Raw genomic sequence first — 15,548 nt, 5'->3', positions numbered from 1 at the left:
CTATTTTACGTTTTAAATTATTATTGATCTTATCATTAAATTAAATTTTTATAAATCAAACTCTAAGTTAAGTCATATTATAATATCAAAAATTTATTTTAATATTACAACAGTAACTCCTGTTCCACCCTCTCCATACTCACCTAATCTGTGAGATTTTACATGTGGATGTTTTTTAAGCATTTCATTTATAGCTTTTCTTAAAACTCCAGTACCTTTTCCATGAACTAGAGTTACTTCTCCTCTTCCTGCAACATAAGCATCATCTAAATACTTATCTGCGGTATAACAAGCTTCTTCTGAATCCATACCTCTTAAATCTATTGATGAATCTACCTGTCTTAAATTTAATCTTGCTTCTCTCTTCTTAATTTTCTTTTCTTCTTTAGTTTCCTTGGCTACTCTTAAATCCTTAGCTTTAACATTTATTTTCATAATTCCAGCTTGAACTTGAACTTCACCTTTATTATCTGGCTTAGAAAGAACTATAACCTTTTGGTTTATTGAAGGTAATAAAGCCTCCATTCCAACCTCAAGTTTTTTAAGTTCCTCTCCCTTTTTCTCTTCTTTTTTCTTTTGAAGTCTAGCTTCTGCATCACTTATCTTATCTCTAAGTTTTCCTCTTTCAACCTCAAGCATTCTTCTTGCATCACTAGATATACCCATTCTTTCTAAGTCTCTCATATTTTTAAGTATAGAATCAGCCTCTTCCTTAGCTGAATCTAGAATTTGCTTTGCTTCTCTTCTAGCATCTGCATAAACATTATCTCTCACTTTTTCAATTCTTTCAAATTTTTCTTTATATCTATTCTTATATTTTTCTGCATCATTTCTTAATATAGCAGCTTCCCTAGCATCATTTTCTGCTTTTATACTCTTTTCTTGAAGTGATTGTATTAAATCTTCAAATTGAAGTGATTCAGTAGAAATAACCTTTTTAGCTTCTTCTATGACATCATCTTTAAGTCCTAATCTTCTTGAAATTTCAAAAGCATTTGATTTACCTGGAACTCCTATTAAAAGTCTATAAGTTGGTCTTAATGTTTCAACGTTAAACTCAACAGAAGCATTCTCAACATTTTCAGTCTTTAATGCATATGCTTTTAATTCACTATAGTGAGTTGTAGACATTATTTTGCATCCTCTAGCTCTTAGGTTTTCTAGTATTGAAATAGCAAGTGCTGCTCCTTCTGTAGGATCTGTCCCAGCTCCAAGCTCGTCAAAAAGCACAAAACTCTTATTATTTGCTTTTTCCATTATTCCTACTATATTAGTCATATGAGAAGAGAAAGTTGATAAGCTTTGCTCTATACTTTGCTCATCTCCTATATCTGCAAATATTTCTTCAAAGAAACTTATACTTGAATTTTCACTTGCTGGTATTAAAAGTCCACTTAATCCCATAAGTTCAATAAGACCTGTGGTCTTTAATGTTACAGTCTTACCACCAGTATTTGGTCCTGTTATAAGCAATGTTGAAAATTCTCTTCCTAAATAAATATCAGAAGAAACAACTTTATCTTTAGGAATTAGTGGATGTCTAGCATCCATTAAATCTATTATTCCTTGTTCATTTACTATAGGCATTGTTCCACCTAAATCACTTCCGTATTTAGCCTTTGCAAATATAAAATCTAATTCAACTATTATATTAAAGTTAACTTTTATAACATCAATATTTTTATATACTAAAGCTGATAATTCTGCTAATATTCTCTCAATCTCAGCTCTTTCTTTTAGCATAAGCTCTTTTATTTCATTATTTAAATTTACTAAAGCCGTCGGTTCTATAAAAAGTGTAGCCCCTGTTGAACTTTGATCATGAACAAGTCCTGGGACTTGAGATTTATATTCAGCTTTTACAGGAATAACATATCTATCTCCTCTAACTGTGTATAAGGAATCTTGAAGATATTGAGCATTACTTCTTACTATGGCATTAACTTTATCTCTTATAGATGAATTCTTTTCCTTTAAGCTTCTTCTTATGCTATAAAGTTTATCACTTGCAGAATCTGCAATTTCTTCTTCACTTACTATGGCCTTTGATATAGCACTTTCTACACCTCTAAGTACTATAAGTCCATCTTTCATTCCTTCTAGAATTCTATGTTCTTCTTCCTCTTCTTTTCTAGCTAAAAAATCAGATAGTTTTCTTGTTACAGATAACATATTTCCTATTCTAAGTAGGCCTTCTATACTTAAAACTCCTCCTTTTTCAGCTCTTGTTATAGCTTCTTTAACATCATAAAGCCCTTCAAAAGGAGGGTTTCCTTTTCTCATTAAAATATCTAAAGCTTCTTTTGTTTCTTCCAAATGTTCTTTTACATCATAAACAGAATCATACGGTTTAAGATCTAAAACCATCTCTTTAGCTGATTTTGTGATGGCATATCCTTTAACCAATTCTTTAATTTTATTAAATTCTAAAACTCTTAAAACTCTATCATTCATACTTTAATCCCCTTTACTCAACGCCTCTTTTAAAGTGACCTTTAGTATAATCCTTTAATTTTAAAGCTTCTTTTTTATTTAAAGCTTCAATAACCTGTCTAACCTCTTCATAATTTTCATCTACAAAGTCCAATCTAAAAGAATTTACTCCTAAAGATTTTATTTCATCAAATTCCTGAATTAAGTTAACAGGTACTGTATTGTATATGTGTGATCTACAGAATATATCAGTTCTTATAACAAAATCTTGATTCATTCTATCTCTTAAAGTAAATGTACTACTTACACATTGATTATCACAATTTTTTGAAGTACATTTTCCACCAAAGGTACTTCCTATTGGACAGTATTCACTAACCATAACCTCTGGTCTTCCATAAACAAACATTTGAGCTCCTTTAGAATACTTCTTAAGCATTTTATTTAACTCTTTTTTATTTAATTCTAAACTTAAACAGCTTCCCATAATATGTTCATTATAAAACTTCATACCATAAGCATTAAATATGTTAAGTTTATAATCACCTATAATATTTGTTTTATCCTTAAATCTATTTATTATTCCGGTATTAGCTGTAACTAAACCTTTTATTAAACTAAGATTCTCCTCTATTATATTACTTATTGTTTCAAACTCTTCTTTTATTATTGTAGGTGCTTTTATATAAAGATTAATTCCCTCATCTTTGAATTCTTTTAAAGCATTTTTATTAAGTTGACTTTGATTCTTTCCAAATATATCTAAAGCAATATCTTTAACTCCACACTCTATTGAAGCTTTTAATTGTTCCTTAGTATTTACAACAACTAAAACTTCTGGCATTTCACCATTCTTTTCATTAAGTTCCATATTATTCTGTTTTTCTATAATTCTTTTGTATTTTTTAATCTCAGAATTTCTTATCTCTTCTAAAACTTCTCTTCTTAAATTATTTATAGAAGAAACGGCTGCAAAACCATCCTCAAAAGTTACATATTCTATTTCACTTATTTCATAAGGAATATCTCCAGATTTCTTTAAGTTCTTTTCAACTTTTTCCTTATCCATAGGTCTATTTACTGCAACTTGAACCATATCACCAATCTTTGTGAAGTAATTTCCATTGTACTCCACAGTAAGTTCCATAGGTTCATTAACCTTAAATTTCATATAAGCCTTTAATTTTATTTTTCTTTCATATGGATTTTCATAAGCAACCTTTAATTCATTTAAAAGCTTAGTATCTGAGGTTTTATAAAGCTTATCATTAGCTTTATATTTTTTAGGAAATATTTTTACCTTATCACCCTTTTTAGCTTCATTAACTTCTTGATTTCCAATAAGTATTTTGCTTACAGTAAATCCATCATCATTAGTTCTTATTCCATCTTTTAATGAAAGATCATCTACTAAGATTACTTCTCCATTTTTTAAAACTTCTCCAAGCAAAATTCCTGTATTTCTTGGAGTTTTAAAAGCCATCATATCTTTTCCAACATTTTTATACATGTATGCTGTAGAAAAACCTTCTCTATTAAATAACTTTTTAAGTTTAAGTTTATTTCCTTCTTGAGACTTTTTAATATTTCTATAAGAATTATCTATAGCTTCTCTATAAGATTCTATAACTCCAGCAACATATTCAGGTCTCTTCATTCTTCCTTCAACTTTTAAAGATCTAGTTTCTGTCTTTATTAAGTCTTCTACATTTTCAATAGTACAAATATCCTTAGGGCTTAAAAGGAATCCTTTAGTCTCCTTCTTATCCTTTTCTCTAATTAATGTATATGGAAGTCTACAACTTTGAGCACATCTTCCTCTATTACCACTTCTTCCACCTATTAAGCTACTCATTAAACATTGTCCTGAATAACAAACACATAAGGCACCATGAACAAATATCTCAGTTTCTATTCCTAAGTCTTTTGAAATATATTTAATTTCATCTAAAGTAAGTTCTCTTGATAAAACAATTCTAAAAAATCCATTTTCTCTAAAGAAAAGTGCTCCTTCTCCATTATGTATGCTCATTTGAGTTGAAGCATGCAATTCAAAATCTTGATATACTTCTCTTATTCTTTTAGCTAATCCTACATCTTGGATTATTAAAGCATCAACTCCCATTTTATATAAAACACCTATGTAATCTACCGCTTCTTGAAACTCATTTTCCTTAATTAAAGTATTTACTGTGACATAAACCTTAACCCCATAAGTATGAGCATAATCCACAGCTTTTTCCATTGTTTCATTATCAAAGTTAGAAGCATAAGCTCTTGCTGAAAACTTGCTTCCTCCTAAATATATAGCATCAGCACCTTTATTTATGGCAGCAATTAAACTTTCCATGCTTCCTGCCGGTGCTAGTAACTCTATTCTTTCCATAAAATTCATCTCTCCTAAAATTCAACTAGGTCTTTCATTAGTTAATTTACTCAATACTTTGTATTATACACAATTACACAATACAATTCTACATTTCATTATTTGTCTTTTCATTTAGACTCTTTTAAAATCAAATTAAAATATATTTGCTACCCTTAATATTTTTCTAAATTATGATAAAATTAAATTATAATAACATTTATGCGGAGGTTACAAAATGTTTTATGATTGCCACATACATACAGAATTTTCAGCTGATTCTAAGTTAAAAATTAAGGATATATTAGAGATAGCTAAAAAAAATCATTTAGGAATAATAACTACAGAGCATTTAGATTATAATTTAAAAACTCATCCTCAATTTGCTGATCTTGATATCGATGGTTATTTAGAGGAATACAGTAAATATAGAGGAGAAAATATGCAACAAGGTGTAGAACTTGGACTTGCAATGAACAATATAGATAAAAACTTTGCCTTTTATGAAAAATACAAAGATAAATTTGATATGATAATAGGTTCTATTCATTCTATAAATGATGTTACTCTTTCTAGATTTTTAAAACAAGATACTAGACCTAAAGAAGTTGTTTATGGTGAATATCTTGATAATATGCTTAAATGCATAGAATTTTATGATATTTTTGACGCTTTAGGACATATAGATTATCCTTGTAGATACAGTACTTATGATGATAAGGAAATGACTCTCATTGATTTTAAACCTAAATTCAAAGCTATTTTCAAAACACTAATAGCTAAAAATAAAGTTCTTGAACTTAATACAACTCGTCTAGATAATGAAACTTCCTTTAAAAACATGGTGGAAATCTATTCATATTATAGAGAACTTGGAGGTAAGTATATAACCCTTGGCTCAGATTCTCACAAAATATCTCATATAGGTAGAAACTTTGAAAAGCTTTCTAACTTCTTAGAAGAAACAAAATTAACGCCTTGTTACTTTAAAGACAGAAAGTTGATTCCTTGCTTCATAGAGTCTCACCAATAACTTTATTTAATCAGTTAAAAGCTAAACTATCTTTTAATTAATATTTGATTTAAACAATAAAAAAGACTGTAAGGAAATTTATTTTCACATAAATCTCTTACAGTCTCTAAATTCACTTTTTATTTTTTCTTTAAAAGGACATTATTTGATTTTTTTGAAGTAGCAAGCTTAACTTGAGAATCTAGATATTTTTGCTCTAAGTCTAAAAGTTTATACTTAACTGTTTGCCAGTTACGTCTTAACTCTTTATTATTCTCAATTAAAAGTTCTTTTTCTCTTTTTAACTTTTTAGCTTCCTCTTCTAAAATTTCCATTTCAGCTTTAACTTCTTCTGCTTCTTCTTTTAATGATTTCATTTCAACTTCCATATCCTCTGAAATCTTCTTACCTAAAGCATCTTTTTCCTCTAAAGCTAATTTAAGATTTTCTTCTAACTCTAAAATTTGCTTCTTTAAACCACTATTTTGGTCTTTAATCCAAATTTTTTCTTTATTTAATAGTTCTGAAGTTTCTTTTAGTTGTCCATTTTCTTTATTTAAACCTTCAAGTTTTTCTTCTATTTCTTTGCAATTAATCTTTAGATTTTCTCCTTCTAAAGTTAATTTTTCATTTTCTTCTTTTTGAGTCTTATTTCTTTCCTTTAAACTATTAATTTCTTTGTTTAATAGTTCTAAATTTTTCTTAGTTTCAGTAACTATACTGCTTAAGCTATTATTTTTTTCCTTAAGACCTCTAAGTTCTTTTTCCACATGATTATTTTTACTTTTTAAATTGTTAATCTCATTATTTAAGTTTGTCTCTTTATTTCTTGAGATTTCTATAGTTTTATCTAATTCAGCATTATTTTCTTTAAGTTCTTTTCTTAATTTTTCAACTTCATGTAAGTTTTTATCTTTAGATGATTTTAAACTATTGTTTTCATTTTTTAATCTTTCAATTTCTTTCTTTAAGTTAGTTATTTCTTGATTAGAATTATTCATTCTATTATTTGTAGTCTTAAGTTCTTCTTTTAAATTAGAATTTTCACTATTTAGCTTATTAAATTTATTCTTAAGTTCTTCTCTGCTTTTTTCAATCTCTTCTTTTTTATCTTTTAATTCATTAAAATTCTTTTCTAAGGTTTCTTTCTCTGAATTAATTTTATCTAGATTTTCCTTTAAAGAAACACTTTCTCCTTCTAGTTCCTTCAGATTTTCTATTTCTTTTCTTGACTTTTCTAATTCAGATTTTACTTTTTCATAATAATCTATAAGTTGATTGTATTCATCATTTCCTTTAAATAATTCATCAGCTATGTTTAATGCAGATAAAGATAAAACTCCAAGTGCACTTAATTTATTATTTTTTGTTGCCATCTCTTGTGTTTTTTCTTCTACGTATTCAGCTACTTTTTTTAAATATTCTCCATCTTCATGGCCTTTTAAATTATATTCAACTCCATTTATTTTTATAGTAACAGTCGCCATACTTTCTTAAACACCTCTTACTTCTATAATAAAAAATATGTTATGTACATTTTAACATATACATAACATATTTAAAACTATTATTGCTCTCTTAATTGAGCTCCTAGCTTATATTCTAAAGCTCTTAATATCTTATCATGAACTTTATTTATGTCTTTATCTTTTAAAGTTTTGCTTGGATCTCTGTAAGCTATAGCATATGCAATACTCTTCTTACCTTCTGGTATTTGAGCACCTTTATAAACATCAAACAACTCAACTTTCTCAACTACTTGACCACCAGCTTTTCTTATTGCATCTTCTATTTCTTGAACTAGAACTGCATCATCAACAAGTAAAGCTATATCTCTTGTTATTGCTGGATACTTAGGTAATGGTTTGTAAGCTTTCTCTGTTTTTGAGAAGTTATACATAGCATCTAAATCTAATTCAGCTACATAGCAAGGAACATCTACTCCGTAGTTTTCATTAACATCTGGATGAATTTCTCCTAAAACACCTAGTGAAGTTTTACCTAATATTAACTCAGCAGTTTTTCCTGGGTGATAACTTGGATTTTCACTCATTCTCTTGAATGATGCACTCTTAAGACCTAATGAATCTAATAAGTTTTCAACTATTCCTTTTAAATCAAAATAATCACATTGTCCATAAATACCAATTGTTAATATATTTCTTTCATTTGGTAATTCATTTTCATCTGAATTTGGAATATAAGTTTTACCTATTTCAAATAATCTAACTATATCATTACTTCTTGAATAGTTTCTAGCTAAAGATTCCATCATTGAAGGAAGTGTTGAAGTTCTCATAACACTATAGTCTTCTCCTAGTGGATTCTTTATTTTAACAACATTTCTAAGCTCACTATCTTCTGGCACACAGATTTTATCGAATACCTTTGGACTTACAAATGAGTAACTTATAGATTGATTTAAACCTGATGCTAACATTGTATCTATAACTTTTTCATCTAATAATTGCTTTTTATCCTTAGCTTCTTTTTCTGTACTAGTTGATATTAAAGTAGCTGGAATATTATTATATCCATAGATTCTTGCAACCTCTTCTGCTACATCTTCTCTTATATCAACATCTATTCTAAATGTAGGTACTAATATTTCTAATGTATCTCCATTTATAGTAGTTTTTAAATCTAAGCTATCTAAACATCTCTTCATTTCTTCTGCTTCTAGTGAAGTTCCTAGGAATTTGTTTATCCAGCTAACACTTACTTCTAGAGTCTTTTCTTCTTTAACATTATTGTAGACATCTATAGTTCCTTCCATAATTTCTCCACAACCTAGTTCTTCAACTAAAGCACATGCTCTGTCTAAAGCTAAAGCTGCTAAGTTTGGATCTATGTCTTTTTCAAATCTTGATGAACTTTCAGTTCTTAATCCTAAGTTTTTAGAATTAACTCTTATGTTAGTTCCATCAAAGTTAGCTGATTCAAATACAATCTCTGTTGTATCATCTTTAACACCTGAGTTTAAGCCACCCATTATACCAGCTAAAGCAACTATATCTTCTCCGTCTTTTATACAAAGAACATCTGAATTTAATTCTCTTTCTATTTCATCTAAAGTTATGAACTTATCTCCATCTTTAGCTCTCTCAACTACTATGTTAGAAGATTTTAATTCTCTTCTATCAAAGGCATGCATTGGTTGACCAAGCTCTAACATAACAAAGTTAGTAATATCAACTATGTTATTTATTGGTCTAACTCCAGCATCTAATAATCTTTCTTGCATCCAAGTTGGTGATGGAGCTACTTTTACATTTTTAACTCCTCTAGCCATATATCTATTACATAGTTCATCATTAACTGAAACTTTTATTTCATCATTTATGTTTTTATCACATTTAACTTCAAACTTAGTATTTGGCATTCTGTAAGTTTTTCTTGTTGTAGCTGCTGTCTCTCTAGCCATACCAACAACACTTAAACAATCAGGTCTATTTGAAGTTATTTCAAAATCTAAAACTTGTTTATTAAGACCTAGATATTCTTTTATACAAACACCAATTGGAGCATCTTCTGGTAAAATCATAAGTCCAATAACTTCTTTTCCGTCAGCAATTCCTAACTCTTCTTCTGAACAGAACATTCCGTTTGAAACTTCTCCTCTTAATTTACCTTTTTTGATTTTACTTCCATCAGCTAATATTGCACCATGTAAAGCTACTGGAACTTTATCATGTTCTTTCATATTATCTGCAGCTGTTACTATCTGAATCATTTCTGATCCTATGTTTACTTGACAAATTTTAAGCTTTTCAGCATCAGGATGTTGTTCTATTTTATCTATTTGACAAGTAACTATATTTTCTATTTCTGCACCAGCAGTTACGACCTCTTCTACCTTTGATCCTGATAAAGTTAAAGCATCGCCTAACTCTTCTGCTGTCATATCTATATCAACGTAATCTTTAAGCCAATTAAATGGTACTTTCATCTTTTTTACCTCCTATTTTAAAACTAGAATTGATTTAAGAATCTCATATCACTTTCGTATAATAATCTTATGTCATCTATTCCATACTTAAGCATAACCATTCTGTCTACACCAAAGCCGAAAGCAAATCCACTATAAACTTCTGGGTCTATTCCACAGTTTCTTAAAACTTGAGGGTGAACCATACCACAACCTAGTATTTCTATCCAACCTTCTCCCTTACATACTTTACATCCTTTTCCGTTACATACAAAGCATGTAGCATCCATTTCAGCTGATGGCTCAGTGAATGGGAAATGATGTGGTCTAAACTTAGTCTTTACTTTATTACCAAACATTTTCTTAGCAAATAACTCTAAAGTTCCCTTAAGATCTGCAAAAGTTATATCTTTATCTATAACAAGACCTTCCATTTGGTAGAATATTGGTGAATGCGTAGCATCAACAGCATCTGATCTAAACACCTTACCAGGTGAAATCATTTTTATTGGTGGTTGTTGTTTTTCCATTACTCTAGCTTGAACTGGAGAAGTTTGAGTTCTTAAAACTACATTCTCATTTATGTAGAATGTATCTTGCTCACTTCTAGCTGGATGATTCTTAGGAATATTTAAAGCTTCAAAGTTATAGTAATCTTTCTCAACCTCTGGACCATCTTCTATAGTAAATCCCATTGAAACAAATATTTTTTTCATTTCATCTAAAGTTTGCTCTAATGGATGTTTCTTTCCTATTGTTTGTTTTTTACCAGGCATTGAAATATCTATTACTTCATTTTTAAGCTTTTTTTGTTTTTCAGCTTCTTTAACAGCCTTTGTTACAGCCTCTAATTCAGCTTCTAAAACCTCTCTTACCTCATTAGCTAACTTACCAACTATTGGTCTCTCTTCTTTAGATAGAGCTCCCATACCTCTTAATATACTTGTAAGCTCTCCTTTTTTACCAAGATATTTAACTTTTATTGTATCAATAGTAGTACTGTCTTTAGCTTCTTTAATTTCTACTAAAGCTAACTCTTTAATTTGATTTAACTTATCTTGCATTTTCATTCTCCTTTCCTTATATATAATTAATATATTAGATTTTATCTTAAAGCTCTTAGAACCCTAATATCTATTTTTAGTCCTTATTTAACATTAAACTTTATATAAATGGTATATTTTCTAGTATTGACATATTTACACCAAAATAAAATAAACCCCATCCCTATAAAACAAGGGACGGGGTATTCATATCCGTGGTACCACCCTAATTAGCACTAAAATAAAATTAGTACTCACTTAATTTTAAATAACGACTATGCCGCTAACTACTACTTTATATTTCACAGTTAGAACTCCAGAGTGAACTTCAATATAGTTTTCTAAAAATGCTTTCAGTCAATGACACTTTTTCCCTGATAAGAAATTGCTATATCTACTCTCTCTATCAATGTTTTTATCTATTCAATTCAAAGTATATTATACATATAATAGTATTTATAATCAAGGCATTTATTATTTTTTCCTATTTAAATGATTGTCTTATTTTTTCATATATCATTATAGAAGTAGCTACAGCTACATTTAATGATTCTGCTTCACCAGGCATAGGAATTTTAACTTTTATGTCAGCAATATCATATACTTCATCACTGACACCATTTCCTTCGTTACCGACAGCTATGATAACTTTTCCTTGAAGATTTTCTTCAAAAAAATTATTTTTTCCTTGAAGAGAACTTACTACAAGTTTATAACCACCATCTTTTAATGATTTTACAAAATCTAAAGAATCATCCTCAACAATTGGAATATAAAATATTGAACCCATTGTTGATCTTAGAGTCTTATCATTATATATGTCAACAGTACCTTTAGTCATTACTATTCCTGAGGCACCTGCTGCATGAGCTGTTCTTATTATTGTTCCCATATTTCCTGGATCTTGAACTTTATCCACTAAAACAACTAACTCTCCACTTTTTAATTCCTTGTTTTTCATATTTATAACACCAACAACTCCTTGTGGATTTTCCGTTGAACAAAGTTGTTTTAAAAGCGATTCATTAATTTGTATAAGCTTTATATTTTCATTGATTTTTAAGAATAATTCAGGATTTTTCACCTTAAAACTTTCTGTAAAAATTATTGAATCTATTGATACCTTACTTTTTATAGCTTCCTCTAAAAATCTTAAACCTTCAATTATATATTTGTTACTTTTTATTCTATACTTTTTTTCTTTTAACTTTTTTATCTCTTTAAATAAGTTATTATTTTTACTTTCGATTTCTAACAAAGCAAATGATCCTTTCTAGAAGATATTAATGTCTAAATATCTTCACTTCTAATTTTGTTAAATCCTCTGCAGAACCTATAGCAACCACTATGTCATCCTTATTAATAACATCATCTGCATCAGGAGATATATTAACTTCATTGTTTCTCTTAATAGCCATGACGTTTATTCCATATTTACTTCTTAAACTTAATTCTTTCATAGACTTTCCATACCATTCTTTTGGACTTTCTATTTCAATTATAGAATAATCTGGTGATAATTCTATATAATCTAATATGCTTGAAGAAACTAAGTTATGAGCTACTCTAACTCCCATATCCTTCTCAGGTAAAATTACTCTGTCTGCTCCTATTTTATATAAAACTTTAGCATGTAAATCACTATTTCCCTTAGCTATTATATATTTTATTCCCATATCTTTTACAAGTAATGTTGCCATAACACTTGCTTGTATGTTAGCTCCTATTGTAACTACAGCCACATCAAAATTTCTTATTCCTAAAGTTCTTAAAGCATTTTCATCTGTTGCATCCATTTGAACTGCATGAGTTACACTATCTGATATTTCTTGAACTAAATCTTCATTAGAATCAATTGCTAAAACATCATGTCCTAAAGCATATAAAGTTTTAGCTACTGACGCTCCAAATCTTCCTAATCCTATAATAACAAATTGTTTACTTGACATAAGCTTTACACTCCTAACTTATTTATCCTATTAATATTTTATCTTCTGGGTATTTGTATGCACTTGGTTTCTTTCTATTAGCTAAAGCTAGAACAACAGTCATAGGACCAACTCTTCCTAAATACATAGTTATTATTATTATTATTTTTCCTATTGCTGAAAGATATGGAGTTAATCCAAGTGTTAATCCAACTGTAGCAAAAGCTGATGTAACTTCATATAGAATATATTCTAATGAAAATCCTGGTTCTGTTACTGCTAAAATTAATGTTCCAAGTACCACTATACCAAAGCCTATAAATAAAACAGCAAAAGCCTTATATACTAATTCTTTTGATATTCTCTTTTTAAATACTTCAGTATCCTCTCTTCCTCTTATTATAGAAATAAGAGTAAGTACTACTATACCAAAGGTAGCAGTTTTAATTCCCCCTGCTGTTGATCCTGGTGATCCACCTATAAACATTAATAATATAGTTAAGAATTTTCCAGCTAAAGTCATATCAGTTGTGGAAACAGAGTTAAATCCAGCAGTTCTTGTAGTTGCTGAAGCAAAAAATGCATTAGTTAACTTATCTCCAAAGTTCATATATTTAAGAGTATTAGGATTATTATATTCAAATATGAACATAAGAATAGCTCCCCCAATTAAAAGAATAGCTGTTATCATTATTACAACTTTAGAGTGTAAAGATAATTTCTTATATCCTTTAAAATTATATAATTCTGACCAAACAGTAAATCCTAAACCACCAATCACTATTAAGGCTGCAAGTGTTAATATTACAGTTTTATTATTAGAATAACTAACTAGACTATCTCCAAATAAATCAAAACCTGCATTACAAAAAGCTGATACAGAATGCCAAATACTATAGTATATACCTTTTAAAAATCCAAACTTAGGTATAAATTGAGTAGATAATAATAAGGCACCTAGCATTTCTACTGAAAATGTAAATCCTAATATATATCTAATCATTCTAACCAATCCCTGTATACCAAAAGTATTCATAGCTTCTTGTATAAGAAGTCTTTCTCTTAAGGTTATCTTTTTCTTAACCATTAAGGCAAATAAAGTTGTAAAGGACATAAATCCTAATCCACCTATTTGTATTAAGATTATTATGACAGTTTTCCCGAAATAGTTCCAATGTTCTGCTGTATTTAATGTTATAAGTCCAGTAACACATACAGCTGAAGTTGAAGTAAATAAACTATCTAAAAAAGGAGTAAACTCACCACTTTTAGATGATATTGGAAGACTTAATATTATAGTACCTAAGAAAATAACAATAGAAAAACCTAAAGCTAAAATCTGAACAGCACTAAATTTTATCTTTTTTGTCAGTTTAATGTACATAATTAAACCCCCAACTTAAACTAATATTATATTTTCATTTAATATTATATTTTCATTTAATTTTATTATATCTTATTTTTAATTTATATATGTAAAGTTGTTTTATTTTAAAATTTAAAATCAATTTTATTTAATTGTAATTGCAAATAAGTTTAATTTTATTCAGATAAAAGTCTGAATAAAATTAAACTTATAAAATATAAATAATATATAAAAAAAATGCGAGATAAACTCGCATCTGATATTAAGCGTTTAAGTGCTTTTTAGCTAATTCAACTAAATCAGCAAATGCTTTTGGATCATTTATAGCTATCTCTGAAAGCATTTTTCTGTTTATATCAACACCAGCTAATTTCATTCCGTTCATGAATTTTGAATATGAAAGACCGTTCATTCTTGTAGCTGCGTTTATTCTAGCTATCCATAATCTTCTATAATCTCTCTTCTTTAATCTTCTTCCAACGTAAGCATTTCTTAATGCTCTTATTACTGATTCGTTAGCAGTTTTGAATAACTTGCTTTTTCCACCATAGTATCCTTTTGCAAGTTTTAAAACTTTTTTATGATTTTTACGAGCATTTACCGCTCTCTTAACTCTTGCCATTTTCTAGACCTCCTACTCCGTGTTTTATCTTATAGATATGGTAATAATTTCTTCATTGCTTTTTCTTGTGCAGTTGAAACATAACCAGTTTTTCTTAAATTTCTTTTTCTCTTAGCACTTTTCTTTGTTAAGATATGGCTAGTGAAAGCATGAGCTCTCTTTAACTTTCCAGTTCCTGTTTTTTTGAATCTTTTTGCTGCACCTCTATGAGTTTTCATTTTTGGCATTGTAAGTATCCTCCTCTCAAGTTACGCTTTTTTAGGAGCTAAAATCATTATCATGTTTCTACCTTCTAATTTAGCAGGTTTTTCTACTGAACATACTTCTTCTAATTGAGCTAAGAAATTATCTAATATCTTAATACCAACAACTTGTGCATGTTCTGCTTCTCTTCCTCTAAATCTTACAGTTATCTTGACTTTATCTCCAGCTTGTAAGAATTTTTTAGCATTCTTAGCTTTTATTTCTAAGTCATGCTTTTCTATAGTTGGGCTAACTCTTATCTCCTTAACACTGATAACCTTTTGCTTCTTTTTTGCTTCTTTTTCTTTTTTAGATTGCTCGTAAATAAATTTACCGTAATCCATTACTTTGCAAACTGGTGGTTTAGCATTTGGCGAAATCATAACTAAGTCTAACTCAGCCTCATCTGCTATTTTTTGTGCATCTCTTCCAGATACAACACCAAGTTGCTCTCCTGTGTTAGAAATTAATCTAACCTCTTTTTCTCTTATTTCTTGATTGATTGCAAAATTTTTACTAATCTTGTTCACCTCCGATAGAATTTAGCCAACACAAATATATAAATAAAAAAGGACGGTTTTAAGCCGTCCTCTATTACCAAAATCAAA

General features: G+C 28.7%; 12 protein-coding genes and 1 other annotated feature. Of the genes, 1 reads left to right on the top strand and 11 read right to left on the bottom strand.

All coding sequences use genetic code 11. From position 1 onward, the window contains the following. Nucleotides 1–93 precede the first annotated feature (93 nt). Entirely contained in the window at nt 94–2,454 is a 2,361-nt protein-coding gene (locus Q1J60_RS03480; RefSeq protein ID WP_300258561.1) for an endonuclease MutS2, read from the bottom strand. Nucleotides 2,455–2,467: 13 nt separating this feature from the next. Then, complete coding sequence (locus Q1J60_RS03475) at nt 2,468–4,819, bottom strand: U32 family peptidase (RefSeq protein ID WP_300258558.1); 2,352 nt, start codon at nt 4,817–4,819, stop codon at nt 2,468–2,470. Between the two features lie 217 nt (nt 4,820–5,036). Here Q1J60_RS03475 and Q1J60_RS03470 point away from each other — a divergent pair, with 217 nt between their 5' ends. Continuing rightward, on the top strand, nt 5,037–5,831 hold the full coding sequence (locus tag Q1J60_RS03470; protein WP_300258555.1) for a histidinol phosphate phosphatase: 795 nt from the start codon (nt 5,037–5,039) through the stop codon (nt 5,829–5,831). A 119-nt stretch (nt 5,832–5,950) separates the two neighbouring features. Here Q1J60_RS03470 and zapA read toward each other — a convergent pair whose 3' ends face one another. From zapA to infC, 9 genes are all read right to left on the bottom strand, one after another. Further along, nucleotides 5,951–7,297: a cell division protein ZapA gene (gene zapA / locus Q1J60_RS03465; protein WP_300258552.1), complete on the bottom strand. Its 1,347-nt coding sequence runs from the start codon at nt 7,295–7,297 to the stop codon at nt 5,951–5,953. Nucleotides 7,298–7,377: 80 nt separating this feature from the next. Further along, nucleotides 7,378–9,759 carry a phenylalanine--tRNA ligase subunit beta gene (pheT, locus tag Q1J60_RS03460; protein ID WP_300258550.1) on the bottom strand — a complete coding sequence of 794 codons (2,382 nt, stop codon included), beginning with the start codon at nt 9,757–9,759 and terminating at the stop codon, nt 7,378–7,380. Between the two features lie 23 nt (nt 9,760–9,782). Next, nucleotides 9,783–10,802, bottom strand: a complete 1,020-nt coding sequence (pheS, locus tag Q1J60_RS03455) for a phenylalanine--tRNA ligase subunit alpha (RefSeq protein ID WP_300258547.1) — start codon at nt 10,800–10,802, stop codon at nt 9,783–9,785. 170 nt (nt 10,803–10,972) lie between these two features. Then, nucleotides 10,973–11,200 (bottom strand) — a binding site (T-box leader). Nucleotides 11,201–11,265: 65 nt separating this feature from the next. Next, entirely contained in the window at nt 11,266–12,039 is a 774-nt protein-coding gene (locus Q1J60_RS03450; RefSeq protein ID WP_300258545.1) for a TrmH family RNA methyltransferase, read from the bottom strand. A 25-nt stretch (nt 12,040–12,064) separates the two neighbouring features. After that, nucleotides 12,065–12,730, bottom strand: a complete 666-nt coding sequence (locus tag Q1J60_RS03445) for a potassium channel family protein (protein ID WP_300258542.1) — start codon at nt 12,728–12,730, stop codon at nt 12,065–12,067. Nucleotides 12,731–12,752: 22 nt separating this feature from the next. Further along, on the bottom strand, nt 12,753–14,093 hold the full coding sequence (locus Q1J60_RS03440; RefSeq protein ID WP_300258540.1) for a TrkH family potassium uptake protein: 1,341 nt from the start codon (nt 14,091–14,093) through the stop codon (nt 12,753–12,755). Nucleotides 14,094–14,337: 244 nt separating this feature from the next. Beyond that, a complete protein-coding gene (rplT, locus tag Q1J60_RS03435) occupies nt 14,338–14,697 on the bottom strand; it encodes a 50S ribosomal protein L20 (RefSeq protein WP_300258538.1) in 360 nt (119 codons plus the stop codon). 29 nt (nt 14,698–14,726) lie between these two features. Beyond that, complete coding sequence (gene rpmI, locus Q1J60_RS03430; RefSeq protein ID WP_003451643.1) at nt 14,727–14,924, bottom strand: 50S ribosomal protein L35; 198 nt, start codon at nt 14,922–14,924, stop codon at nt 14,727–14,729. 21 nt (nt 14,925–14,945) lie between these two features. Beyond that, on the bottom strand, nt 14,946–15,470 hold the full coding sequence (gene infC / locus Q1J60_RS03425) for a translation initiation factor IF-3 (protein ID WP_300258535.1): 525 nt from the start codon (nt 15,468–15,470) through the stop codon (nt 14,946–14,948). Between the last annotated feature and the right edge of the window lie 78 nt (nt 15,471–15,548).

This window comes from Clostridium sp. (assembly GCF_029258205.1).
In the GTDB taxonomy this organism is placed as follows: Bacteria; Bacillota; Clostridia; order Clostridiales; family Clostridiaceae; genus Sarcina.
Note: the sequence above shows the minus strand (reverse complement) of the source record. Positions and strands in the feature narration are given on the sequence as shown.

Bases quoted from the DNA above. Each gene is read 5' to 3' on its own strand.
- pheS (WP_300258547.1), bottom strand. From the start codon at position 10,802: ATGCAAGATAAGTTAAATCAAATTAAAGAGTTAGCTTTAGTAGAAATT.
- Q1J60_RS03445 (WP_300258542.1), bottom strand. From the start codon at position 12,730: ATGTCAAGTAAACAATTTGTTATTATAGGATTAGGAAGATTTGGAGCG.
- pheT (WP_300258550.1), bottom strand. From the start codon at position 9,759: ATGAAAGTACCATTTAATTGGCTTAAAGATTACGTTGATATAGATATG.
- Q1J60_RS03480 (WP_300258561.1), bottom strand. From the start codon at position 2,454: ATGAATGATAGAGTTTTAAGAGTTTTAGAATTTAATAAAATTAAAGAA.
- Q1J60_RS03440 (WP_300258540.1), bottom strand. From the start codon at position 14,093: ATGTACATTAAACTGACAAAAAAGATAAAATTTAGTGCTGTTCAGATT.
- Q1J60_RS03470 (WP_300258555.1), top strand. From the start codon at position 5,037: ATGTTTTATGATTGCCACATACATACAGAATTTTCAGCTGATTCTAAG.
- Q1J60_RS03475 (WP_300258558.1), bottom strand. From the start codon at position 4,819: ATGGAAAGAATAGAGTTACTAGCACCGGCAGGAAGCATGGAAAGTTTA.
- rpmI (WP_003451643.1), bottom strand. From the start codon at position 14,924: ATGCCAAAAATGAAAACTCATAGAGGTGCAGCAAAAAGATTCAAAAAA.
- rplT (WP_300258538.1), bottom strand. From the start codon at position 14,697: ATGGCAAGAGTTAAGAGAGCGGTAAATGCTCGTAAAAATCATAAAAAA.
- zapA (WP_300258552.1), bottom strand. From the start codon at position 7,297: ATGGCGACTGTTACTATAAAAATAAATGGAGTTGAATATAATTTAAAA.